The organism is Nonomuraea sp. NPDC049486 (genome assembly GCF_040676925.1).
In the GTDB taxonomy this organism is placed as follows: domain Bacteria; phylum Actinomycetota; class Actinomycetes; order Streptosporangiales; family Streptosporangiaceae; genus Nonomuraea; species Nonomuraea ferruginea.
This window is the reverse complement of the sequence record NZ_JBFAPV010000019.1, coordinates 77,527-100,868: the sequence shown is the minus strand read 5'-3', so window position 1 is coordinate 100,868 and position 23,342 is coordinate 77,527. Positions and strand designations below refer to the sequence as shown.

Below are 23,342 nucleotides of genomic sequence, written 5' to 3'. Positions count from 1 at the left end.
GGCTCGATCCGCGACCACGCCTTGTCGGTCAGCTCACCACGTCGCACCACGATCAGTGAGGCTTTTCCGTGCGTCCAGCAGAGCAGGAGGTGAAGCCGTGACGTACTGGTGGATCCGGTTGTTCGTGGGCTCGTCGTCGCTCGCCGGTGGAAGTCCGGCCCGGGTAGCTGCCAGGAGGCCCGGCCGTAGTACCGCTATCAGTCGGCCGGACAACACGACCGGCGGTGAGGGAAGGGCCGCTGCTTCGTCGATGCGCAGCGACTGACCAGGGAGGGGCCCGGTGAGTGCCGCGTGTTCGCCACGCATGCGAGCCTGTCCGGACGCGCAACGGCCCCCGTTGCGGCTTCCTTTCCACCCCTGAAGCTTCTCCACCCCCTGCGTATCGGGCGTCAGGAGTGCAGAACGCCGGCGCGGGCGGCGGCGAGGGCAGCATCCGCCGCACGTTCAGCGTCGCGTTCGGTGACCGGTTCGTGGGTGATGAACAGCCGGTAGTAGATGGGCGCGACGGCCGTTCTGATCACGTCTGCCACGTCAGTGTCCGCAGGGAGCTCGCCCCGCGCGACCGCCCGCCGCACCACTTCGGCTGCCTGTTCGTGGCGGGCGGCGAAGAAGTCGTGCAGCGCCTGCGCGGGCCCGGTGCTCTGTACGGCGGCCGACACGAATGCGGCGGAGATCGGCCCGGCGACCGGATCGGCGAACCCGCTTCGCACCAGCCCGGCGATCTCCCGCAGGTCCTCGCGGAGTGAGCCGGTGTCGGGCAGCGGCCACGGCTCCTCCCTGGCCAGTTCGAGCGCGTCGGCGATCAGGCCCTCCGCGCTGCCCCATCGCCGGTACACGGTGGTTTTGTGCACGCCCGAGCGGATCGCCACGTTCTCCACCGTCAACCTGCTGTAGCCGTGCTCGGCCAGCTCGGTGAGGGTCGCCTGTCGTACGGCGTCGCGCACGCGGGCGCTGCGACCGCCGGGACGTTTGTCCAAAGTCTACTCCAGTTGCGTTAGGAGGGATTTCCATGCTAGCTTAAAGCAACAGTAGTTGCGATTGGAGTACCTCTGACTACACAGCTTTCCCTCCGGGGAGTCTCGAAGTCCTACGGCGAGCACCGCGTCCTTGACCAGCTCACCTTCAGCATCCGGCCCGGCGAGCGCGCCGGAGTCGTCGGCGAGAACGGCTCCGGCAAGTCCACGCTGCTCAAGATCATCGCCGGGGTGGACCAGCCAGACGACGGTGAGGTGACGGTAGCGGCCGCCGGCGGCGTCGGCTACCTGGGCCAGACCCTCAACCTGCCCGACGACCACACCGTCCAGCAGGCCGTCGACGCCGCGCTGGCCGAGCTGCGCGCACTCGAGCGCGACATGCAGCGCGCCGCCGAGGAGCAGGACCTGACCCTGTACGGCGAGCTGCTCACCGCCTTCGAGGCCCGTGACGGATACGAGGCCGACGCCCGTGTCGACAAGGCCATGCACGGGCTCGGCCTGGCCCAGATCGAGCGCTCACGCGAGCTGTCGACCCTGTCGGGCGGCGAGCAGGCCCGGCTCGGCCTGGCCTGCGTGCTGGCCGCCTCACCAGAGATCCTGCTGCTCGACGAGCCCACCAACCACCTGGATGAGGCGGCGCTCACCTGGCTGGAGGACCGGCTGCGCGCCCACAAGGGCACGGTGGTGGCAATCTCACACGACCGGACCTTCCTGGACCGGGTGGCCACGACGATCCTCGAGGTCGAGGGCGGCACGATCACCAGGTTCGGCGGCGGCTACACCGGATTCCTGACCGACAAGGCGGCCGCCCGGCAGCGCTGGGAGCAGGCCTACGCCGCCTGGCGGGAGGAGGTTGAGCAGGTCAAGGAGTTCGCCGCGACCACGGCGCGCCGCGTCGCGCGGGGCCGCGAGATGAAGGACAACAACAAGATGGCCTACGACCGCAACGCCGGCCGCGTGCAAAGCTCGGTCGCCTCGCGGGTACGGCAAGCCACAGAACGCCTGCGCCGCCTAGAAGCCGACCCGGTACCGCGACCGCCCAAGCCTTTGTGTTTCCGCGGCAGGTTCGCGGGCGCCGGCACGCACGTCGACCACGGCAGGTTGCGGATCGAACCGGGCGACCGGTTGCTGATCACCGGGCCGAACGGCGCGGGCAAGTCGACGCTGCTGGCGGCTATCGCGGCCCAGGCCGGTCGGCGGGCAGGTTACCTCGCGCAGGAAGTCACCTTCGACCCCGAAAAGACGGTCATGGAGACCTACGGCGGCGACCCAGAAGCCCTGCTCGCGACGGGCCTGTTCCACCGCGAGGCGCTGCACCTCAAAGTCGGCGCACTGTCCGAGGGCCAGCGGCGGCGACTGGCGCTGGCCGAAGTGCTGGCGGGCGAACACGACCTGCTGCTGCTGGACGAACCCACCAACCACCTCTCGCTCACCCTGGTCGAGGAGCTCGAGCAGGCGCTCGGCGACTACCAGGGCACGCTCGTGGTGGTCACGCACGACCGGGCGCTACGGCGTCGCTTCACCGGTAAGGAGATCGCTCTTTCATGTTGATCGACGGTTCACCGTACGGCATCACCTGCGGCCCCGACGGCGCGCTCTGGTTCACCCTCGTCCATCAGGGCCGCATCGGCCGGGTCGTGCCGGGTGCGGAACCCACGCTGTTCCCTCTCGATCCGGCCGACGGTCAGCCCACGGTCATCACCCCGGGACCGGACGGCGCGCTGTGGTTCACCGAGTTCGCCGGCGGCCGGATCAGGCGGATCACCGTGGACGGCGTTGTCACCACGTTCGATGTGGCCTCGCCGTACGGCATCGCCGCCGGCCCTGACGGGGCCATGTGGTTCACCCAACTGCAGGACGACCGGATCGGACGCATCACCCCAGACGGGCAGGTGTCGTCGTACCCACTGCCCGGCACCGGCGCGATGCCCTCCGCGATCACCGCAGGGCCGGACGGCGCGCTGTGGTTCACGCTCAACCAGGGCAACGCGATCGGCCGCATCACGACCGGCGGCGAGGCGTCGACGTACCCACTGCCCACACCGGGCGCGGCACCGGTCGGCATCTCCGCGGGACCGGATGACGCGCTGTGGTTCGTGGAGATCGGCGCCGGCCAGGTCGGCCGGATCGACACCTCGGGCGCGATCACCGAGTTCCCGCTGCCCGACCGCGCCGCCCGGCCGCACGCCATCGTGGCCGGGCCGGACGGCGCGCTCTGGCTTACCGAGTGGGGTGCCAGCAGGCTGGCCCGTGTCACGACCGACGGGAAGATCGAGGAGTTCCCGCTGGAGGGCGCGGAACCTCACGGCCTCGCCGTCGGTCCGGACGGGGCGATCTGGGTCGCGATGGAGTCCGGTGCCCTGACGCGTCACAGCTTGTAGGCGAGCGTGAGCACCTGGAGCTCGAACTCCATCACCTGGCCGGAGATCCCGGCCAGGTCCCCGGTCCCGGAATTGGGGATGATGTTCCCGTAGCTGGACTGATCAGGGCCGTCGGCCAGGCCGCCGTGCTGGATGACGATGGTGCCGTGCCGACCGTCCAGCACGCCCTCGATCCTTTCGGAGGCCACGTAGCCCCCGCCCGCCGTCGACGCCCGTGATGTCATACAGGGTTCGGGCCATCTCGACGCCGTGAGTGTCCAGGGCCGGTGGACGGCCACCGACCGCGGCGGCAGGCACAAGGACCCCGACCACGTATGCGCGCGACCTACACCCGCACCGAGGGGGTACGGCACCTGTTCGCCGCCCTGAACCTGGGCCGCAACAAGATGTACGGACACATCAAGAGGCGCAAGCGGCGCGGTGAGTTCCTGGAGTTCTGCCGCTACCTGCGCAGCCTCTACCCGACCGACGTCCGGATGGCGATCATCTGTGACAACTTCAGCCCGCACAAGCACCAAGAAGGACGAGCGGCTCGGCGGGTGAGCGCAGGCGAACAACGTCGAGATCGCCTACACGCCGACCGATTCCTCGGGGATGAACCGAATCGAGGACCAGTTCACCGCGCTGCGGGCGTTCACTCTCAACGGCACCGGCCACGCCCGCCACCGCGAGCAGGGCAGCATGGTCCGCCGTTGCATCGCCTGGCGCAACCGCAACACCGACAATCCCCGCCTGTGCCGGATCGTCAGGAGGGCGAACGATGCGGTAGCAGGCCACTCTCTCGATCGCCGTTGGGCGTCAGGGGCCTTAGCTGCCGGCCTGCCGGAGGCTGATGAGATTGCCATCGGGGTCGCTGAGGATGGCGAAGACACCGCCGGGCTGCTGACTCGGGGGGCCGAGGAACGCAACGCCGCGCTCGGTGAGAGCGCGGTACTCTTTGTCAAGATCTTCGCAATCGATGACCAGGCCGCGCAGCGACCCGGGCGGCATCTCATCGAACCAGGTCACGAGGGTCAGGCTGGTCTGAGCGCCGGGGATGCCGACCTGAATCCAGCGCATCTCATCGCCGAAAGTGGACTCGGCGATGAGGTCGAAGCCTAGCTTGTCGAGGTAGAAGCTCTTGGCTCGGTCCTGGTCGCTGACCGGCACCGACACGACGGAGATGAACTGCACGGCGCTCCTTCTATCGGGTTTCGCCGATACCCTATCATTGAGGGATGGGGCGACCACAGGCTGATGGAGATCCGTTTCGAGCGATCGCCGATCCGACCCGACGGAAGATCATCGAACTGCTCTTCGAACGGCCGCGCACGGCCGGGGAGCTCGCGAACAGCTTCACCACCTGCCAGTCGACCGTCTCAGAACACCTGGGCATCCTGCGTCGGGCCGCTCTGGTGAGCTACACCGAGCACGCCGGTCGCCGCATCTACACCCTCGCGCCTTCTCCGCTTGCCGAGATCGCCACGTGGTCCGCGCAATACGCCCGGCACTAGGCCGCCCCAGGCGGGCGCCGGGGTCAGTGCGGGTGCCTTCTGAACCCGGCACCCGCTCACCGACGATCGGAGTCCCTGGATCGGACTGCGAAGATCAGCCGAGCGTGAACGTCCTGGCGCGGGTACGGCGCCGGCTGGGAGGGTGGACCTCATGATGGAGGACTTGCGGGACGCCGAGCGCCGACTCCAGGCCGCGCAGCTCGCTGGAGATGCCGAGGCGCTGGATCGGCTTCTGGATGATCGGCTGATCTTCACCTTCGGTGGGAACGTCGCGACCAAGGCGGACGACCTGGAGCTGCACCGCACTCGGGCGCAGGTGATGACGAAGGTGGCCGAGGAGGAGTTGACCGTGCTCGCCGATGGGCACACCGGGGTGACGTGGTTTCTCGGCACCGTCGAAGGGACCGTCTCCGGTACGCCGTTCGCGGCCAGGATGCGCTACACCCGTACGTGGCTGTACGGCGAGGAGCACGGCTGGCGCATCATCGCCGTGCACGCCGGCACGACCGATTGACCTAGCCGACCACCTTCAGTTCGCGTGAAATCTGGGCCTTGTCAAGATTCACTCATGGTGGGTCCGAGGCTCATGCGTGCTGGAGGGCGACGAGCTTCCGGTGACACGAACCGGGTCGCGAGACACTACATCCTGCTGTTCCAGCCACTTGAGGATCGCTTGGTTCGTGTCTTCGGGCTTTTCCTGCTGGATCCAGTGACCGCAGTCCAGGCCGACCACTTCCACGTTGGGCACGAACTCTGTCAGGTTCTCGGACCTCGGGATCGCCAGGTCCCGGTCGCCGTAGATCATGAGGGCGGGCTGTTGGATGATCGGGTTCACGTCCGCCAGCAGACGCCAGTTGCGGTCGAGGTTCCTGTACCAGTTGATGCCGCCCGTGAATCCCGATGATTCGAATGCCGAGACGAAGACGGCCAGTTCGCTGTCGCTCATGACGGGCTCGCCGAGTGGTGTGTCCGCCCTGGCGAGATTCATCAGCGCCATGCCCGGCTCAGGGGCCGCGAAGGGCACGTTCTTGCGGTACATGTTGCGAAGAAATTGGAAGGTGTTGTCGTCGAATACGGCGTCCGCGACGCCCGGCCGCCGATTGAAGTGGACGAAGTAGAAGTCGCCGCCGAGCATGTCTTCCATGAACTCGATCCACGGCCTTTCTCCGCGCTCCTGGTAAGGCAGGCTCAGGTTGATCACCTTGTTCACACGGTCGGGGTGCAACAGGGTCAGTCCCCAGACGACGAACGCACCCCAGTCATGGCCGACGAAGGTGGCGTCTTGGTATCCGTAGTGGTCGAGAAGCGCGACGAGGTCACCCGACAGGTGTTCGATGTCGTAATCCGTCACCTCCGTCGGGCGGGACGAGTTGCCGTAACCCCGCTGGTTCGGTGCGATGACGTGGTAACCGGCCGCGGCGAGGGCGGGCATCTGGTGACGCCAGGAGAAGGCGTGTTCCGGCCAGCCGTGGCAAAGCACGACAGGCTTTCCCTCGTTTTCTCGGCCTGCTTCGAAGACTTCGAGTTCCACACCGTTGACCGGAATAAGGGTGGGCTCGGGAAAATCGGTTGGATTGAGCATCGCGGGTTCCTCATTGTCTCTGCGGATGATCGGGCGCCGGCGCACCCCTGACAGGCCCGGGTGTTCGCTTGCGGTCGACCTCGCCGGTGAGGTCATATCGCCATCCTGCCGACCGAAACCGGTCACCCCACGACCGGTTTCGTGTGAGAGTTTTGTCGGCGTGCGAACCGACCGGCTGGTGGCCATCCTTCTGATGCTGCAGCGGCGCGAGCAGGTGACAGCAGCAGAGGTCTCCCGAGAGCTGGAGGTCTCCGAGCGCACCGCCCGCCGCGACCTCGACGCCCTGGCCATGGCCGGGGTGCCCGTCTACTCGGTGCAGGGCCGAGGTGGCGGCTGGCGCCTGGTGGGCGGCGCCCGTACCGACCTGTCCGGATTGACCGCGAGCGAGGCCCGCGCCCTGTTCCTGGTCGCCGGCCCGGCCTCGGCTGCGACGCCGGCCGTGAAAGCGGCTCTGCGCAAGCTCGTCCATGCCCTGCCGGAGCCCTTCCGGACGCAGGCCGAGGCGGCAGCGTCGTCATTGGTCATGGACCCGCAGCGATGGGGGTCGAGCCCGGTCGAGCGCCGACCGCCTCGCTTCCTCGACGAGCTCCAGGACGCGGTGATCCGCGGCGTCCAGGTGCGGCTCGGCTACGTCGACCGCGACGGCGCCGAAACCGAGAGAACCGTCCACCCGCTGGGCATCGTCGCCAAAGGCCCGTCGTGGTACCTCGTCTCCACCACCGAGACCGGCCGGCGGACCTTCCGGATCGACCGCGTGTCATCCGCCGACCCGACCGGCGATCCCGTGCACCGGCCCGAGGACTTCGACCTCGCCGAGAGCTGGCGCGAGATCGCCGACGAGGTCGACCGCAGACGAACACCGGTGGAGGTCCAGGCGGTCTGCGTTCCCCACGGGATCGGCATACTCCGGATGGGGCTCGGTGCTCGGCTCGAGGTGGGAGGTTCCACGGCCGACGGCCGCATCGAGGTCGTGATCCGCGGCTACGACGAGTACACGCTCGCCGGCGAGCTCGCCGGGCTGGTCGAATGGCTCGAGGTGACCGGCCCTCCGGGTGTCCGAGACCACCTGGCCTCGATCGGCAACGCGCTCGCCGAACGCTACCGCTGAGACCGTCACCTGACCAGACCGAGTACGTCAGAACCGTAGGGTGGTTTGCTCCAATGATCACATCAGGCGGCGGTCTCAGGGTGGTCGGTCGGCGTCGGGTCCTGCGATGTCGGCCGCTTCGGGCGCGCCCACCGAGGTGAACAGGGTGAGGGCGCGTTTCCTGGCGGCGTCGGCGGCGGTCCGGTCGCCGTGGGCCTCGTGCGCGTCGGCGAGCGCCCGGTACGCCCGCCCGCTCCACAGGGGGATGCCGATCGCGTCGAAGATCCCGGCGGCCTCCGTGAGATGGCCGATCGCCTGACGCGGCTGGCCGTTCCGGCAGTGCAGGATGCCGAGAGCGGTCCGGATCAGGCCCTCGGTCAGCGGTTCGCCGAGGGGCCGGTTCAGCGCCAGGGCCTGCCTGAAGAGGCCGGCCGCGGCGCCGAGCGCCCCGGTGTTCAGGCGGACCAGGCCGAGACCGTAGCGGGCCTCGGCCTCCTCGCGCGGGTCGGCGAGGTCCTCCGCGATCGCGAGCATCTCCTTGAACGCCGACTCGGCCGGTCCCACCTCAGCGGCGGCGAGGTGGAGCTGCCCCAGCCAGTACAGGACCTCGGCGTGCACCCGCCGGTCACCGTCGCGTCCGGCCAGGAGCGCCCGCTCCAGGTGCGGCCTGGCGTGCTCCAGGCGGCCTATCTCCACCAGGAGCTGCCCGAGCGAGCGCAGCAGCAGGACCTCGGCGCCGAGGTCGCCGGAGGCGCGGTGGACCTCCAGCGCCTCCTCGTGCAGCGCGACCGCGTGGTCGTAGCGGCCGAGCATCCCGTCCACGTGCGCCGCCACGCCCAGCGCGTACACCAGGCCCTGCCGCTCGCCGATCTCGCGGAAGAGGCGCATCGACTCCTCCAGCGCCTCGGCGGCGCCGGCGTAGTCGTGCCGGTAGGTGCCCAGCAGCCCGAGCCCCATGAGCATGGTCGCCGTGCCGCGCGCGTTGCCCGCCAGACGGGTGCACGCCAGCGCCGCCCTGAGCGTCTCCTCCCAGTCGTCGTTGTGCCCGCGGGTGAGGAAGAGCGTGTAACCGCTGGCGACCAGGTCCCAGCACAGCTCGTCGAGGCCCGCGGCGGCGGCCTGGTGCACCGCCGTCATCAGGTTGAGCCGCTCCAGGTCGTACCAGGCCAGCGGATCCGCGGGCAGGTCCGGCAGGCCCGCGGTCCAGCGGGGCGCGTCGCTGTGCAAGGTGGCGAAGTCGCCGCCGGACACCGCGATGTGCGCGCGTTCCGTGAGCGCCAGCCAGCCGCCGAGGGCCCTGGCGATCGCCGGCCGCGGATCCTCGCTCCCCGACCCCCTGGCGAACAACCGGACCAGGTCGTGCAGCCGGTATCGGGCGCGACCGGTTCCGGACGGCTGCAGGAGCTGGGCCGCCACGAGCTCGTCGAGCAGGGGGCCGATCCCGTCCGTCGTGGTGTCGAGCAGCGCGGCGCACACCCAGGACGCGAACTCCGGCGCGTACAGGTGTCCCAGCAGGTGGAACAGCCGCCGGGACGCCGCGCTGAGCCTGGCGTGGCTGAAGGACAGGCCGGCCCGCACCTCCAGGTCGCCGTAGGTGAGCTCGTCCAGCCGGCGGCGCTCGTCGGCCAGGCGCCGCACCAGCTCCGCCAGCGGCCAGTCGGGGCGGGTCGCCAGCCTGGCGCCGGCGATCCGCAGCGCGAGCGGCAGGTGCCCGCAGAGCCGGGCGAGGTCGCGGGCGGCGTCGGCCTCCGCCTCGACGCGGCCGGTTCCGACGATGCGCGCGAGCAGGTCGACGGCCTGCCCGCCCTCCAGGACGCCCAGCTCGACCAGGATCATGCCGGGCAGCCCGGCCAGCCTGGACCGGCTGGTGACGAGCACCGCGCAGCCCGGCGTGCCCGGCAGGAGCGGCCGGAGCTGGGCCTCGTCCACCGCGTTGTCGAGCACCACGAGCATCCGCAGGCCGGCCACCGCCGAGCGGTACTGCTCCGCCCGCTCCGCCAGGCCCGGCGGGATCTCCTGCCCGTGCGCGCCGAGCGCGCGCAGGAACCTGGCCAGCACCTCGACGGGCTCCGCGGGGCGGGCCTGGCCGCCGCCCAGGTCCACGTACAGCTGCCCGTCGGGGAACGATGCGGACACGCGGTGGGCGACGTGCGTCGCGAGCGCGGTCTTGCCGACGCCCGCCTGGCCCGCGACGGCCGCGACCACGACGCCGGTGGCGGTGCCGGCCGTCCGCAGCAGGGTCTCCAGCCGGTCGGCGAGGTCCTCCCGTCCCGTGAAGTCGGTGATGTCCGGGAGCAACTGGCGCGGGCGGGCCCGATCCGCCCGCGGCGCGGGCGGTGCGTCCAGCGCGCCCGTGAGGATCGCGCGCTGGAGGTCCCGCAGCTCGGCCCCGGGTTCGAGGCCCAGCTCCGTCACGAACGTCGCGCGGGCCCGGCGGTACTCCTCCAGCGCCTCCGCCGTGCGCCCGGCCCGGTGCAGCGCCGTCATCAGCAGCGCGCGTGGCCGTTCCCGCAGCGGATGCTCCTCCACCAGCGTCTTCAGGTCGCCCATGACCTCGTGATGACGGCCGAGCCGCAGCTCCAGGGCCACGCACTCCTCCAGGACGGCGGTCCGGTCCTCCAGCAGCCGTCGCGCCTGCGCCACGGCGACCGGGCTGTCCAGCTCGGCGAGCGGCCGGCCGCGCCACAGCGCCAGCGCGGCGCGCAGGCGGGCCGCCGCGTCGTCGGCGCGGCCGTCCGCGGCGAGCCGCCGGCCCGACTCGACGTGCCGGGCGAAGGAGAGGGCGTCGAGCTCGCCGGGCAGGACGCGCAGCAGGTAGCCGCCGCGCCGGGTCTCCAGCGTCGTGGCCGGGACGCCGCCCGCGACGAGCGTCCGGCGCAGGCGGCCGATGCTGTTCTGGATCTGCCTGCGGGCGGAGGGAGGGGAACGGCCCGGCCACAGCGAGTCGATCATGAAGTCGACCTCGACCGGCCGGTTGGCCCTCAGCAACAGCACGGCCAGCAGTTCGCGCTGGCTGCGCCCGGCCACGGTCACCGGTCGCCCGGACGCCGTCACCTCCAGCGGGCCGAGTATGCCGAACCAGACGACGCCGTCCACGCTGTCCTCCGAACCGCAGCGGCACCGAGGAAATCGATCACGGCGAGTGTAACGTGTTCTGCCTCACAGACCTCCGGCTTGTTGACAGATCAGTGGCGATAATTGACAGGCGCGGAAAATGGCGCGCACCGGCGGCGCGCGCCATTTTCAGGCCGTCGCTCAGCCGGGCCTGCAGTGCCGGTCCGTACGGGGACGCCAGGTCCAGTTCGGTGTCGTCCTGCCGCGGATGGAAATGGTGAGGCACCCGCCCCTGTTGTGGTCGATGTCCACGAGCGCCCCACGGAAGTCCGACCACCGGCCGCCGCCGGTCGCCTCGTTGCACTTGGCCCTGATGGCCTGGTTGCGGATGTCACGGCACGCGGGCCGCAGGATGTCGCTCAAGGTCTTCCTGGCGGCGGATTCGACGGAGCGGCCCCGGGCCCGCAGGTTCTTGTAGTGCCCGAGAATGATCGAGGAGACTCCGAGATAACGGCCGCTGCCGTTCCTGTAGAGCGTGATGTCGTATGACTGCGGATCGCCGTACCGCAGGGTCCACTCCCCGACGCGTTTGCCGCCGACGAGGACGTACGACTCGTCCCACTTACACGCCGACGCGACCAGCACCGTGACCATGAGCAGGGGAATGAGTAATCGCTTCATGGCGCCTCCTCAGGGGGTTTCCCCCAGTGTCCGCAGCGGCGTCATAAGCGAGTCATACGACGGCGGTCAGGTGGCGGCCTCCTCACGGCGGCGCTTGGCGAAGTGGCCGCGGCAGTGGGGGCAGCAGAACCCGTACGTGTGTCCGTCCAGCTCCAGCGTGACCGCCTTCTCCTTCTCCACCGTGGCCCCGCACACGGGGTCGACGTAGGTCCCCGGTGGCGCCTCCGCGGGCGCTTCCCGCTTGGCGTCCTCGATCATGGTGAGCACGTCGGACGACCGGCGCACCCGCCCCCCGATGCCGTACCCGCCCTGAGGGACGCCGAAGACGTGCACGATCGCGTCGCCGCCCGGCACCGCGGCGGTCACCTCGGAGATGAGGTGCTCGCTCATCTCCTTGGCCCAGGCCGCCGCGTACACGTTCACCACGCACCGCGCCGGACCCGCGGTCACCCAGATCGCGGGCTCGTGCACCACCACGTGGCCGAGCGAGTCGAACAGGGCCAGCACGCCGGGGTCGGCGGCCTCCTCGTCGCCCTCGGTCGCGGCGAAGATCCGGCTGGGCGCCAGCCTGGCGGCGATCTGTCGCAGCTCCTCCTGACCGAACGCGCCCCGGCGGGCGTAGACCTCGATGAAAAGCATGATTGTCCTTCCCGGTGTGGTGTCGTCTCCGAGGCTGCGTGGACGCGCTGTCAGATCACGCACAAGCTCCTGTCAGCCGGCTCCAGAGCGTCCTCCAAGGGACCGTCAGCAGCTCAGAGGAGGATGAACAGGTACGAACAGCCCTTATGCTGAGTCCAGATCGTTACCGGATGGGCCCGCGGTTCACGTGTGATGACCCCTGCTGCGGGCACTGTCCATCGACCGGAAGAGGACGACAGCCACACGGCGCTGTCTGGAGAGGGTGGCGGTGCCGGAATGATCGCTGGGGATCCCCCCGCTCTTCCGCTGGTGCTTTTGGTGGAGGACGACCCCCAAGACGCGTTCATCGTGCGGGAGCTGCTGGAAGACGGCGACCTGTCGGTGCGGCTGGAATGGGCGCGATCGCTGGACGAGGCGCGGCACCTGCTCGCGCGGCAGCGGGTCCAGTGTGTGCTGCTCGACCTGGGCCTGCCCGACGCGCGCGGTCTGTCGGCGCTGGCCGCGATGCGGGAGGCGAGCGGCGACGCCGCGGTGGTCGTGCTGACCGGGCTGGCCGAGGAGCAGGCGGGCCTCGCCGCGGTCACCGCGGGCGCCCAGGACTACCTGGTCAAAGGGCGCGTCGAAGGCGAGTGGCTGGGCCGCACCCTCCGTTACGCGATGCAGCGCAAGCAGGCCGAGCAGGCGGCGGTGGCGCTGCACGCCGAGCGGCTGCGCGCCGAGGAGAACGCCCGCCTGGAGCGCGGCCTGCTGCCGACGCCGCTGCTGCAGCAGATGCCGATCCAGGTGGCCACCCGCTACCGCGCCAGCCGCGTGTCGGGCACGCTCGGCGGCGACTTCTTCGACGTGGTGGAGGACGACGACAAAGTCGTGCACGCGATGATCGGAGACGTGTGCGGCCACGGCCCCGACGAGGCCGCGCTCGGCGTGTGCCTACGCATCGCCTGGCGCACGCTCGTGCTCAGCGGCGTGACGGGCACCGCCCTGCTGCGCCAGCTGGAGCGCGTCCTGCGGGCCGAGCGCGGCGGCGACGAGATCTTCGTGACCATGTCGACGCTCGCGCTGGAGTCCGACCAGCGCACGGTCCGTGTGTGGCGGGCGGGCCATCCGGGGCTGCTGGTCCACTCCGGCAGCTCGGTCACCTGGGCCGAGCCGGGCATCGGCCCGGCGCTGGGGCTGCCGCTGGAGTCGGAGTGGGAGCCGACCGAGCTGGAGCTGCCCGCGGGCGGCGGGCTGACGTTGTTCACCGACGGGCTGTTCGAGCGCCGGCTGCCCGGCGACGGCATGCGACTGCTGGGTGAGGAGGGCCTGCTCGCGGTGGCGCGCAGGCACGCCCACCTGAACGGAGAGGAGTTCGTGGACGCGTTGATCTCCGGCACCGAGCAGGCCACCGCGCCCGACGCGTCCGCCGACGACGTCGCCGTCGTCCATCTGCGCTGGAAGGAGGAGCAGTGAACGCCAGCACCGCGTGGCGGCGGCTCACCGTCCATCAGTGGTTCCTGCTCGTGCTCGCCGCGATCATGATCGTGGTCATGATCTTCGGTGTGATCGCCGCGGTGATGCTCCAACGCACCACCGACCTGGCGGACGACCTGGTCGACCGCATCTCGCCGGCGCGGATCGAGGCCGCCGAGCTCCAGGGCACCCTGCTCGACCAGGAGACCGGCGTGCGCGGGTTCCTCCTGACGGGGAACCGGCAGCTACTCGAACCGTACGAGCGCGGCATGGCCGACGAGCAGCGCCAGTACGAGCGCGTCGAGGAGCTCGTCCGCGACGAGCCGGAGATCCTCTCCCACCTGCGGCAGATCAGTGAGGCGTCCGCCGCCTGGCGGCGCGACTACGCCGAGCCGCTCGTCGCGGAGCGGCAGGCCGCCAGCCCGATCAGCAACGCGCAGATGGAGAGCGGCAAGCCCGCGTTCGACCGCATCCGGGCGCTGACCGAGACCTTGAACGACAGCCTGGCGCAGAGCCGTCAGCAGGCGCGCGACGAGCTGATCCAGGCGCAGACCCTGCGCAACTGGATGTTCGTCGCCATGATCACGACGTTCCTGGTGGCCGGGCTGGCGATGGCCGTGCTGCTGCGCCGGGCCGTGGTCCGGCCGCTCGACGAGCTGCGCATGGCCTCGCGCGAGGTGGCCGAGGGCAACTTCGACCACCCGATCCCGGCCCACGGACCGGCCGACATCCGCGAGGTCGCGCTGGACGTGGACGCGATGCGTACCAAGCTCGTGGCGGCGCTGGAGACCTCCCGCGAGCACGAGGCGACGCTGAGCACGCAGGCCGCCGACCTCGACGCGCAGGCGGTCGAGCTGCGCCGCTCCAACGCCGAGCTGGAGCAGTTCGCCTACGTGGCCTCGCACGACCTGCAGGAGCCGCTGCGCAAGATCGCCACCTTCTGCCAGCTGCTGGAGAAGCGCTACACCGACGCGCTCGACGACCGCGGCCGGCAGTACATCCGCTTCGCCGTCGACGGCGCCACCCGCATGCAGGGCCTGATCAACGACCTGCTGAGCTACTCGCGGGTGGGCCGGCTGTACGACGCGCGCCGGGCGGTGAACCTCAACCTGAAGCTGGACAAGGCGCTGGACAACCTGGCCACCGGCATCGAGGAGTCGGGCGCGACGGTCGAGCGGCCGGACGACCTGCCGCAGATCACCGGCGACCCGATGCTGCTGACCATGCTCTGGCAGAACCTCATCGGCAACTCCATCAAGTTCCGCCACCCGGACCGCCCGCTGGTCATCCGGATCGACCATGAGCAGGTGGAGGAGAGTGAGTGGCGCTTCTCACTCACCGACAACGGCATCGGCGTCGACCCGGAGTTCGCCGACAAGATCTTCGTCATCTTCCAGCGTCTCCACAGCCGCGAGGCCTACAGCGGCACCGGGATCGGCCTGGCGATGTGCAAGAAGATCGTGGAGAACCACGGCGGACGAATCTGGCTGGACACCGCATACCAGGACGGCGGAATCCGGATCTGCTTTACGCTTCGTTCTGACACGCTCTCCTCGGAGGCCCGCTTCGCGGCCGCCACAGCCAGCTCAGAAGGATCCCGTACATGAGCTCCATCGGACAACCCATCGAAGTGCTCCTCGTCGAGGACGACCCCGGCGACGAGCTCATCACCCGGGAGGCCTTCGAGGACAACAAGATCGGCAACAACCTCCACGTGGTCCGTGACGGCCTGGAGGCGCTCGACTTCCTCTACCGGCGGGGCGGCTACGAGGGCAAGCCGCGCCCCGACCTGATCCTGCTCGACCTCAACCTGCCCAAGTACGACGGCCGTCAGGTGCTGGAGAAGATCAAGGGCGACCCGGAGCTGCGGGCCATCCCGGTGGTGGTGCTCACCACGTCCTCCGCCGAGGAGGACATCCTGCGCAGCTACAAGCTGTTCGCGAACGCCTACGTGACCAAACCCGTCGACCTGAGCCAGTTCATGGCCGTGATCCGGCAGATCGACGAGTTCTTCGTCACCGTGGTGCGGCTGCCGGGCCGCAGCCACTAGCCCGGATCAGCCCACCTGCTCCAGGTAGTGCGGGTTGTACATGACGCCCAGGATGTTGCCGAACGGGTCGACCACGGACCCGGTCACGAAGCCCGCACCCCGTTCGGTGATCTCATGGTGCTCCTTGGCGCCCATCGCCAGCAGCCGCTCGTAGGCCGCCCGCACGTCGTCGACGTGCCAGTACGCGACCACCCCGGCCTGTTCCCCGCCGTGCGGGCGCCAGGCGCTGTCCACGAGGCCGAGCTCGGCCTCGTGGTCGCCGATGCGGAACTCGGTGTAGCCGAGCCGCCCGTCGGGCCCGTTCCGGTGGAAGTACGGCTCGACACCGAGGAGTTCCGTGTACCACCGCTTGGCCGCCTCCAGGTCGTCGGCCCAGTAGCTGATCGTCGCGAGTCCGCGCAACATGTGTTGCCCCTTTCGTTCGGTAGGTACCACGCTAGGAGTCGTTGAGGAACGTGCGTTTCCTCAAGGCTGGCATCATCGGGTCATGCTGGAAACCTCGGTACGGCTGCTGCGGCTGCTGTCGCTCTTCCAGGCCCGCCCCGGCTGGACCGGCGCCGAGCTGGCCGGGCGGCTCGGCGTGACCACCCGCACCGTGCGCAACGACGTCGAGCGGCTGCGCCTCATGGGCTACGAGATCTCCTCCACCACCGGCACCGCGGGCGGCTACCGGCTGGGGGCGGGGGCCGCGCTGCCGCCGCTGCTGCTCGACGACGAGGAGGCCGTCGCGGTGGCGGTCAGCCTGCACGCCGCCGCCGGCGGCACGGTCACCGGCATTGAGGAGACCTCGCTGCGCGCGCTCGCCAAGCTGCGGCAGCTGCTGCCGTCGCGGCTGCGCCACCGCATCGAGGCGGTACGGGACGCGACGGTCTCGGTCACCGGCCGCGGCCCCACCGTGGACGCGGCGACCCTGACCGCCGTCGCCGACGCCGTCCGCGCCAGGGAGACGCTCCGCTTCGACTACCGGGGCCATGACGGGACCGTCAGCACCCGGGCCGCCGAGCCGCACCGGCTGGTCCACACCGGCCGCCGCTGGTATCTGCTGGCCTGGGACACCGCGCGGGGCGACTGGCGGACGTTCCGCGCCGACCGCCTCACCCTCCGCGTCCCCAACGGCCCCCGCTTCACCCCCCGCGAGCTGCCCGACGAGGACGCGGCGACCCGCGTGGTCCGCGGCGCGGGCTCCACCGCCTGGCGCCACCAGGCCAGGGTCCGCCTGCACGCCCCCGTCGGGGTGGTGGCGGATCGGCTCACCCCGGCCGCCGGGCTGCTCACCGCGGACGGCGACGGCGCCCTGCTGGAGACCGGCGGCGACTCGCTGCACGACCTGGCGGGCTTCCTCGGCAGCCTGGGCGTCGGGTTCGAGGTGCTGGACCCGCCCGAGCTCCGCGCCCACCTGCGCGAACTGGCCGCCCGCTACGCGAGCGCGGCCGGGGTCAGCGGCTGAGCGCCGCGCGGGACTCCTGCAGGAACGCCCGTTCCGCCCCGTACGCCCGAGCCGGACGGCCGGGCGGCCCGACGTTCGTCCCACGGGACAGGGCTCAAGACGGCGGGCGGTCAAGGAGCTTCGCGGGCGACAAGGCCGTGTTCGTGGGCATAGATCGCGGCGTGCACGCGGCTCCGGAGGCCGAGTTTGGTGAGGATTCGGTTGACGTGTGTCTTGACCGTGCCTTCCCCGATGGTGCACGCGGCGGCGATCTCGCCGTTGCTCAGTCCTCGGGCCAGGAGGCGTAGCACGTGGTGTTCGCGCGGGGTCAGTAGGTCGAGTTCGGGGGTGGCGGGGCGCGGGGACAGCGCGGCGAAGCGGTTGATCAGGCGGCCGGTCACCTGCGGGTCGATCAAGCCCCTGCCCTGGTGCAGCTCGCGGACCGCCGCGACGAGCACGTCGGGATCACTGTCCTTCAGCAGGAAACCGGCGGCCCCGGCGCGCAGCGCGCCGAACAGGTACTCGTCGAGGTCGAACGTGGTCAGAGCGAGCACGCGGGGGCGGATTCGGCGGCGGCGAGGCGGTCGATGGCGGCGATGCCGTCCATACCCGGCATCCGCAGGTCCATCACCACCACGTCCGGCCGGCGCGACAGTGTCTGGTGCACCGCCTCGGCGCCGTCGGCGGCCGACGCGATCACGTCGATGTCGGGTTCGCCGTCGAGGATGAGTCGCAACGCTTCCCGCGCCGCCTCCTGATCATCGGCGACCAGCACCCGGATCGTCACCACGCGTTATCCCTGGGCAGGTCGGCGCGGACCCGCCAGCCGCCCGTTTCGACCGGTCCCACCGACAGGGTGCCGTCGAGCAGGCGCACCCGTTCGCGCATGCCGCGGATTCCCCGCCCCTCGGCCTGGGGCGCTGCGGCCGGGGCGCCGTTGTCGAGGACCTCGATGCGCAGGCCGCGTTCGTCCTGCCGCAGGTGGACGGTGACCTCGGTCGCGTCCGCATGTCGTACGGCGTTTGTCAGCGCCTCCTGGACCAACCGGTAGGCGGTGTGATCGACGGCCGGCGGTAACGCGTATCCGGTCCCGGAGCGGCGCACGGTGATCGTCCGCTCTGAGCAGGTGAGCCGTCCGGCCAGCCGCTCCAGGTCGGCGGCGCCGGGCTGGATGGCGGCCGGGTGCTCGTCGAGTGTCCGCAGCAGGCCGCGTACCTCGGTGAGCGCCGACTGCGACAGGTTCGAGATCGTCCGCAGGGCTTGCTTCGCGGGCGCGTCGCCGGGCGCCCGCCGGGCCGCCGCGGCCTGCAGCCGGATCGCGGTCAGGTGGTGGCCGACGCTGTCGTGCACGTTCCTGGCCAGCCAGGTACGCTCCTCGGCCAGCACGCGCTCCGCCTCGGCCCGCTGCCGCCGCAGTGACTGGTCGGCCTGATCCCGGTGCAGTCGCAGCGCGTAGCCGGTGGCCACGGGCGCGATGCTCATGATCACTATGCTGGTCAGCTCCGGGACACCCTCGCCCCCTATCGTCGCCAGGGTGCCGAGAACCCAGCACGAGGAGACCGTCAGCACCAGGCCCGGACGCCGCGGGCGGTGGTAGACGGCCGCGCAGAACAGGGACATCGCTATCAGCATCCCCTCCCAGCGGTGCAGTTGCGCCATCCCGACCAGCGCGATCATCGCCGATGTCGCGGCGGCGGTCAGCGGCAGGACCCGCCGAATCAGCAGAGGGAGGCTTACCCCGGCGCTGAAGAGGACCAGGAGCGGCAGGTCGACCGGGACTCGCCGCTCCAGTACGGTCAGCAGCGCCGCGGCGGCCGCGGCACCGGCGACGAGCAGAACCTCCCTCAGCCAGTGCATGTCACGATGATGCCGGACCGCAGGTCGTGCCCGCCGGCGGGAGTTGCCCGGTGGTCAGGTAGCGGTGCACCTGGTCGCGTACGCAGAGGTTGCCGCTCCAGTAGAGCGCGTGACCGCCCTTGGCCGGGAGGTAGCGGGCGCCGTCGAGCTGCACGGCGATTCGGCGTCCGTACGCGGGCGTCGATGTGTCGTCGTACTCGCCGTTGGCGATGAGGATCGGCGGCAGGCCGCGTGGGCGAATGGGATGGGGCGGGTAGGACGTCTTCTTCGGGAGTCCGGCGCACAGGGCGGCCATCGGCCAGGCCGAGGTCCAGCCGATGCGTGGCGTGGTCTTTCTCAGCCGCGCCTCCATGGCCTCGACCTCACGGTATGTGCTCGGGAAGGGGAAGTCGGCGCACATCGTGATCCTGCTGAGGTCCGGGTCAGGAGCCCCGGCGAACGGCTCGGCGAACCGGCTGGCGTCACCCGCGTCCGCCTCGGCCAGGGACTTGGCCAGTCCGGGCCATGTCGCATCGAACGAGACAGCCGCGCGGGACGCGATCAGGGCCGCGTCGGCCGTGGCACCCGCTCCGGCACCGGGTGCGGGAATGGGCCGCCTGGCGGCGCGGGCCATGACCCCGTCCCACACCTTGAGCACGTCGCGACCGTACAGCGCGCAACTCCGGTCGGTGGCGCACCAATCGGCGAAGCGGTGCAGGTTGTCTTCCTTGACCTTCGCCCTGACCAGGACCCACTCATCCCACGACCGGTTGGTGTGGTCGATCAGACTGTCCAGGTACATGCGGCCGACGTGGGACGGGAAATACTCGGCGTAGGCCACACCGAGGACGCCGCCATAGGAGTTGCCGAAGTAGTTCAGCTTCCGCTCGCCCAGCGCCACCCGGACCGCCTCCAGGTCGCGGGCCCCTTGCCAGGTGTCCAGGTTGCCCGCGAGCGGGCCGGCGGCTTCGGCGCATCCCGAGGCGAAGCGATGGTTCTGCTTCGTGTACCGGGCGAAGGCGGCGCGACTGGTGAACACCCACTTCCCGTTGGCGGGATACGGCGCCGGATCGGGGCAGCGCACCTCGGTGCTCGCCTCGAACCCGCGCGGGTCGTAGAGCACCACGTCGAACCATCGGGTCAGGTCGGCGAAGGTGCCCTTTGCCTGGCGCAGGATCGAGATCTGCTGGGCGGGACCGCCCAGGTTGAGGACAAGCGTGCCCTTCCTGGTCGCCGGGTCACGTGCGGGAAGCTTGGCGAGCCCCAGCGTGATCTGCTTTCCTCGGGGCGCGGCCCAGTCGGCGGGCACGATGATCCGGCCACATCGCAGGCCGTCTCCGCAGTCCTGCCAGGACAGCCCCGTATCCGCCACTGCGGGCGTCGCCATCGCCACGGGAAGCAGCATGGTGCCGAGCACGGCAATGATCGCCTTCTTCATGGCCCTCAGCTTCGCCGAGAGGGCTGCCGCCGGTCGTCCACCTTTCGATAGATCCTTACGCGTGCGCGACGACGTCGAGCGGCCGTACGTCATGGACTACGAGGTCTCCTCGACCACCGGGGACGCAGGTCCAGACGGGCGAGAGGGCGGCGTACGGCAGGCGCGGCGCTGCCTGAACGCGGCGAGGAACGTCTCGGAGACGACGTCGTCGGCCGTCTCGTCGCCGAGCCGGCGGGCCACATGACAAGGACGGCGTCTGCGACACCGGACTGCCCGGGACACCCGCCGTCGCCCCGGGCACGTGGTCGATCACTGCCTTGAGGAGGGGGACTCCGCGTTCGTGAGCGCCTCGCGGGCCTGGCTCAGGAACGCCCGTTCCGCCCCGTTCTCCGTACGGGCGATCGCCTCCTCGTACGCCCGAGCCGCCTCCCGCGTACGGCCGAGCCGCCTGAGCAGGTCGGCGCGTACGGCGTGGAAGAGGTAGTAGCGGTCCAGATCGAGGGCCTCGACCAGGCCGAGAGCCTCTCGCGGGCCGGACACCTCGGCGACCGCGACCGCGCGGTTGAGCGCCGCCACCGGGCTCGGCGCGACGGCCATCAGCAGGTCGTACAGCGCCACCACCTGCCGCCAGTCGGTCGGCGGCTCGCTGTGCACGGCGTTGATCGCCGCCTGGATCTGGTACGGCCCCGGCCGGTCGCGCCGCAGGCAGCGGCGCACCAGCTCCCGCCCCTCCTCGGCCAGCGCGCCGTTCCACAGCCGCGGGTCCTGGTCGGCGAGCCGGACGAGCCGGCCGTCGGGGGTGGTGCGGGCCGGGCGGCGCGACTCCAGCAGCAGCATGAGCGCCAGCAGGCCGAGCACCTCCGGCTCGTCCGGCATCAGCTCCGCCAGCAGCCGCCCCAGCCGGATCGCCTCCGCGCACAGGTCCTCGCGCACCAGCCGCTCGCCGGACCCGGCCGCGTACCCCTCGTTGAAGATCAGGTAGAGGACGGCCAGCACCGGTCGCAACCGGTCCGGCAGGTCCGCCTCGCGCGGGATCCGGTACGGGATGCGCGCGTCGCGGATCTTGCCCTTGGCGCGCACCAGCCGCTGCGCCATGGTCGTCTCCGGCACCAGGAAGGCACGCGCGATATCGGCGGTGCCGAGGCCGCCGAGCAGCCGCAGCGTCAGCGCCACCTGGGCGGGCCTGGACAGGGCCGGATGGCAGCAGGTGAAGATCAGGCGCAGCCGGTCGTCGCGCACGGGCCCCTCCTCGGCGGGTTCGTCACGGGCGTGCAGCAGGGCCGCCTGGGCGTGCTTGCCGGCCCGCGCGGACTCGCGGCGCAGCCGGTCGACGGCGCGGTTGCGGGCGGTGGTGATGATCCATCCGGCGGGGGAGGGCGGCGGCCCCTCCTCGGGCCACCGCCGGACCGCGACGGCGAACGCGTCCTGGACCGCATCCTCGGCGAGGTCGATGTCGCCGAGGATGCGGGTGAGCACGGCCACGGCCCGGCCGTACTCCTCGGCGAAGACGCGTTCGACGTCGGTCATCGGAACGGGCGGACCTCGATCGGCAGCCCGACGGCCTCGGCCAGCCTGCCGCCCCAGCCGAGCGCCGCGTCGAGGTCGGGCGCCTGGATGACGGTGAAGCCGCCCAGGTGCTCCTTGCCCTCGGTGTACGGGCCGTCGGTCATCAGCACGTCGCCGTCCTTCGCCCGCAGTACGGTGGCGGTGCTCGGCGGGTGCAGGGCGGCGGCGAACACCCACGCGCCGGCCGTCCGCATCTCCTCGTTGAGCGCGTCCAGCTTCCGTATGACCGGCTCCAGGACCTCGGGCGGCGGCGGGTCGCCGTCAGGCTGGTAGATGCTGAGCAGATACTGCTTCATCGGCTTTTCCTCTCTCTCACCCGTTATACGAACGGCCGCCGCCGGGATCGACAGGGGGCCGGCCCGTTTTCCGGCAGCGGTCAGCGTGACGTCAGGCGAAGTGGAGGATGGAGACCGTGAGCGGGCCGCCGGTGGTTACGGACGTGGACTGTAGTAGCCCTCGACCGGGGCCCGTGCCTCCTGCGGCAGCGCCGGGCCTTCCTGGGGCACCGGCGGGAAGCCGCCGCCCGGCTTCATCGCGTCGAGCTGCTCGCCGGAGAGGGCGAACACGACGCGGCCGAGGCCGGAGCGCTCGATGGCGCCCGCGCACATGCCGCACGGCTGGCAGCTCGTGTACATGGTGGTGCCGGCCGCCGTGGCGGGGTCGAGCTCGCGCGCGGCCCAGCGGGCCAGCTTCAGCTCCGGGTGGGCGGTGATGTCGCGGTCGGCGACGGTGGTGTTGCGCTCCTCGGCCAGCACGGTGCCGTCGGGGCCCACCAGCAGCGACCCGAACGGCGGGTTGCCGGCGTCGCGGGCGGAGGCGGCCAGCTCGATGGCCCTGCGCAGGCGGCGCTCGTCGTCGTGGTTCACCGGAGTTCCCTTCGGGCGGCGACGGCGGCCAGCGCGTGCCAGGCCGTCTCGGGGTGCGCGGTCTCGGCGGGGTCGCCGTTGAACGGGTCGAGCACGACCGTGGCGGCGCCGAGGTCGCGCAGCTCGGCGAGGTCGCCGATGATCTGGTCGAGGGTGCCCTCGCCGGCCAGCCGGTCGGGGCCGGTGACGGGGGTGTCGGTCATCCGGAGGGCGATGCGCGGCACCAACTCCGGCACCTCCGCCCGGCCGAGCGTCTCGCGCAGCCAGGGGAGCCGGAAGCGCAGCGGGTGCCAGGCGTCGCCGAGCCGGGCGGCCCGGCGCAGGGCGGCGTCGCTGTTGCCGCCGACCCAGATCGGGATGCGGCCGGGCCCGTAGTCGCGCTCGTCGGCCCAGGCTGTCCGCATCGCCTCGACGTACTCGTCGGTGAGCGCGCCGCGCCGCCCGAACGGCACGCCGAGCGCGTCGAACTCCTGCCGCGCCCAGCCGACGCCCACGCCGAGCACCAGCCGCCCGCCGCTGAGCTGCTGCAGGTTGGCGGCCATGCGGGCGGTCAGCAGGGGATGCCGGTACGGCACCACCAGCACGGTGGTGCCGAGCCGGATCCGCCGCGTGACGCCCGCCAGCCAGGCCAGCGTGGTGAACGGCTCGTAGAACGGCGCGGGGTACTGTCCGGCCACGTCGGGGGTGATCACGAGGTGGTCGGAGAGCATGAGCAGGTCGTAGCCGAGCCCTTCGACGGTCAACGCCCAGCGTTCGAGCGTGCCGGGATCGGTGCCGGGTCCGAAGTTGGGAACGTTCACCCCGAGGCGCATCGGAT

At 71.0% G+C, this 23,342-nt stretch carries 24 protein-coding genes and 1 pseudogene; 10 read left to right on the top strand and 15 right to left on the bottom strand.

Annotated features, from left to right (window positions below):
• Window positions 1-389: 389 nt before the first annotated feature.
• Entirely contained in the window at window positions 390-977 is a 588-nt protein-coding gene (locus AB0K05_RS38740; RefSeq protein WP_364236116.1) for a TetR/AcrR family transcriptional regulator, read from the bottom strand.
• A 60-nt stretch (window positions 978-1,037) separates the two neighbouring features.
• Between AB0K05_RS38740 and AB0K05_RS38735 the strand changes: the two genes are divergently transcribed.
• Together AB0K05_RS38735 and AB0K05_RS38730 are read left to right on the top strand one after the other, a co-directional pair.
• Window positions 1,038-2,525, top strand: a complete 1,488-nt coding sequence (locus AB0K05_RS38735; RefSeq protein ID WP_364236196.1) for an ABC-F family ATP-binding cassette domain-containing protein — start codon at window positions 1,038-1,040, stop codon at window positions 2,523-2,525.
• Entirely contained in the window at window positions 2,519-3,355 is an 837-nt protein-coding gene (locus tag AB0K05_RS38730) for a virginiamycin B lyase (protein ID WP_271276531.1), read from the top strand. Before AB0K05_RS38735 ends, AB0K05_RS38730 begins: the two co-directional genes overlap by 7 nt.
• Here the strand turns inward: AB0K05_RS38730 and AB0K05_RS38725 are convergent.
• Window positions 3,343-3,579: a DUF3224 domain-containing protein gene (locus AB0K05_RS38725; protein ID WP_271276532.1), complete on the bottom strand. Its 237-nt coding sequence runs from the start codon at window positions 3,577-3,579 to the stop codon at window positions 3,343-3,345. The two genes, AB0K05_RS38730 and AB0K05_RS38725, sit on opposite strands and share 13 nt — an antisense overlap.
• Before the next feature lie 583 nt (window positions 3,580-4,162).
• Complete coding sequence (locus AB0K05_RS38720) at window positions 4,163-4,528, bottom strand: glyoxalase superfamily protein (protein ID WP_148034591.1); 366 nt, start codon at window positions 4,526-4,528, stop codon at window positions 4,163-4,165.
• Between the two features lie 44 nt (window positions 4,529-4,572).
• Between AB0K05_RS38720 and AB0K05_RS38715 the strand changes: the two genes are divergently transcribed.
• Both AB0K05_RS38715 and AB0K05_RS38710 read left to right on the top strand, forming a co-directional pair.
• Entirely contained in the window at window positions 4,573-4,848 is a 276-nt protein-coding gene (locus AB0K05_RS38715) for a metalloregulator ArsR/SmtB family transcription factor (protein ID WP_148031648.1), read from the top strand.
• A 151-nt stretch (window positions 4,849-4,999) separates the two neighbouring features.
• The gene (locus AB0K05_RS38710) at window positions 5,000-5,362 is read left to right on the top strand and encodes a nuclear transport factor 2 family protein (protein ID WP_261808557.1); all 363 of its coding nucleotides are present in this window, start codon (window positions 5,000-5,002) and stop codon (window positions 5,360-5,362) included.
• Window positions 5,363-5,410: 48 nt separating this feature from the next.
• Here the strand turns inward: AB0K05_RS38710 and AB0K05_RS38705 are convergent, their stop codons facing one another.
• Window positions 5,411-6,616: an alpha/beta hydrolase gene (locus tag AB0K05_RS38705; protein ID WP_364236112.1), complete on the bottom strand. Its 1,206-nt coding sequence runs from the start codon at window positions 6,614-6,616 to the stop codon at window positions 5,411-5,413.
• On the opposite strand from AB0K05_RS38705, the gene AB0K05_RS38700 reads away from it, so the two are divergent.
• Window positions 6,591-7,538: a WYL domain-containing protein gene (locus tag AB0K05_RS38700; RefSeq protein ID WP_364236110.1), complete on the top strand. Its 948-nt coding sequence runs from the start codon at window positions 6,591-6,593 to the stop codon at window positions 7,536-7,538. The genes AB0K05_RS38705 and AB0K05_RS38700 overlap by 26 nt on opposite strands.
• A gap of 75 nt (window positions 7,539-7,613) precedes the next feature.
• Here the strand turns inward: AB0K05_RS38700 and AB0K05_RS38695 are convergent, their stop codons facing one another.
• The 3 genes from AB0K05_RS38695 to AB0K05_RS38685 form a co-directional block, all read right to left on the bottom strand.
• Window positions 7,614-10,613 (bottom strand): BTAD domain-containing putative transcriptional regulator, encoded by a 3,000-nt coding sequence (locus tag AB0K05_RS38695; protein ID WP_364236107.1) that lies wholly within the window; start codon window positions 10,611-10,613, stop codon window positions 7,614-7,616.
• A 159-nt stretch (window positions 10,614-10,772) separates the two neighbouring features.
• Window positions 10,773-11,252, bottom strand: coding sequence for a hypothetical protein (locus tag AB0K05_RS38690; protein WP_148031645.1), 480 nt, complete (start codon window positions 11,250-11,252; stop codon window positions 10,773-10,775).
• A 66-nt stretch (window positions 11,253-11,318) separates the two neighbouring features.
• Window positions 11,319-11,891 carry a hypothetical protein gene (locus tag AB0K05_RS38685; protein ID WP_364236105.1) on the bottom strand — a complete coding sequence of 191 codons (573 nt, stop codon included), beginning with the start codon at window positions 11,889-11,891 and terminating at the stop codon, window positions 11,319-11,321.
• Window positions 11,892-12,209: 318 nt separating this feature from the next.
• On the opposite strand from AB0K05_RS38685, the gene AB0K05_RS38680 reads away from it, so the two are divergent.
• The 3 genes from AB0K05_RS38680 to AB0K05_RS38670 are packed head-to-tail and all read left to right on the top strand — an operon-like array spanning window position 12,210 to window position 15,393.
• Entirely contained in the window at window positions 12,210-13,343 is a 1,134-nt protein-coding gene (locus AB0K05_RS38680; RefSeq protein ID WP_261808556.1) for a fused response regulator/phosphatase, read from the top strand.
• Entirely contained in the window at window positions 13,340-14,950 is a 1,611-nt protein-coding gene (locus tag AB0K05_RS38675) for a sensor histidine kinase (protein ID WP_271276537.1), read from the top strand. Before AB0K05_RS38680 ends, AB0K05_RS38675 begins: the two co-directional genes overlap by 4 nt.
• On the top strand, window positions 14,947-15,393 hold the full coding sequence (locus AB0K05_RS38670) for a response regulator (protein WP_148031643.1): 447 nt from the start codon (window positions 14,947-14,949) through the stop codon (window positions 15,391-15,393). The genes AB0K05_RS38675 and AB0K05_RS38670 overlap by 4 nt, the downstream gene beginning before the upstream one ends.
• Before the next feature lie 6 nt (window positions 15,394-15,399).
• Here the strand turns inward: AB0K05_RS38670 and AB0K05_RS38665 are convergent, their stop codons facing one another.
• Window positions 15,400-15,798, bottom strand: coding sequence for a VOC family protein (locus tag AB0K05_RS38665; RefSeq protein ID WP_148031642.1), 399 nt, complete (start codon window positions 15,796-15,798; stop codon window positions 15,400-15,402).
• 82 nt (window positions 15,799-15,880) lie between these two features.
• Here AB0K05_RS38665 and AB0K05_RS38660 point away from each other — a divergent pair, with 82 nt between their 5' ends.
• Window positions 15,881-16,840, top strand: a complete 960-nt coding sequence (locus AB0K05_RS38660; RefSeq protein WP_271280249.1) for a YafY family protein — start codon at window positions 15,881-15,883, stop codon at window positions 16,838-16,840.
• Window positions 16,841-16,950: 110 nt separating this feature from the next.
• Here the strand turns inward: AB0K05_RS38660 and AB0K05_RS38655 are convergent.
• From AB0K05_RS38655 to AB0K05_RS38645, 3 genes and pseudogenes are all read right to left on the bottom strand, one after another.
• A pseudogene (locus tag AB0K05_RS38655) lies at window positions 16,951-17,606 on the bottom strand (response regulator transcription factor).
• Window positions 17,603-18,676 carry a sensor histidine kinase gene (locus tag AB0K05_RS38650; protein WP_364236100.1) on the bottom strand — a complete coding sequence of 358 codons (1,074 nt, stop codon included), beginning with the start codon at window positions 18,674-18,676 and terminating at the stop codon, window positions 17,603-17,605. The pseudogene AB0K05_RS38655 and the gene AB0K05_RS38650 overlap by 4 nt, the downstream one beginning before the upstream one ends.
• Before the next feature lies 1 nt (window position 18,677).
• Window positions 18,678-20,093 carry an alpha/beta hydrolase gene (locus AB0K05_RS38645; RefSeq protein WP_364236097.1) on the bottom strand — a complete coding sequence of 472 codons (1,416 nt, stop codon included), beginning with the start codon at window positions 20,091-20,093 and terminating at the stop codon, window positions 18,678-18,680.
• Between the two features lie 61 nt (window positions 20,094-20,154).
• Here AB0K05_RS38645 and AB0K05_RS38640 point away from each other — a divergent pair, with 61 nt between their 5' ends.
• Entirely contained in the window at window positions 20,155-20,337 is a 183-nt protein-coding gene (locus AB0K05_RS38640) for a hypothetical protein (RefSeq protein ID WP_271280246.1), read from the top strand.
• Between the two features lie 65 nt (window positions 20,338-20,402).
• On the opposite strand, the gene AB0K05_RS38635 is transcribed toward AB0K05_RS38640, so the two are convergent.
• The 4 genes from AB0K05_RS38635 to AB0K05_RS38620 form a co-directional block, all read right to left on the bottom strand.
• Complete coding sequence (locus tag AB0K05_RS38635; RefSeq protein ID WP_364236093.1) at window positions 20,403-21,620, bottom strand: sigma-70 family RNA polymerase sigma factor; 1,218 nt, start codon at window positions 21,618-21,620, stop codon at window positions 20,403-20,405.
• Complete coding sequence (locus AB0K05_RS38630; RefSeq protein WP_148031639.1) at window positions 21,617-21,955, bottom strand: YciI family protein; 339 nt, start codon at window positions 21,953-21,955, stop codon at window positions 21,617-21,619. The genes AB0K05_RS38635 and AB0K05_RS38630 overlap by 4 nt, the downstream gene beginning before the upstream one ends.
• A gap of 135 nt (window positions 21,956-22,090) precedes the next feature.
• A complete protein-coding gene (locus AB0K05_RS38625) occupies window positions 22,091-22,525 on the bottom strand; it encodes a nucleoside deaminase (RefSeq protein ID WP_148031638.1) in 435 nt (144 codons plus the stop codon).
• Window positions 22,522-23,337 carry an LLM class flavin-dependent oxidoreductase gene (locus tag AB0K05_RS38620; protein WP_364236088.1) on the bottom strand — a complete coding sequence of 272 codons (816 nt, stop codon included), beginning with the start codon at window positions 23,335-23,337 and terminating at the stop codon, window positions 22,522-22,524. Before AB0K05_RS38620 ends, AB0K05_RS38625 begins: the two co-directional genes overlap by 4 nt.
• Between the last annotated feature and the right edge of the window lie 5 nt (window positions 23,338-23,342).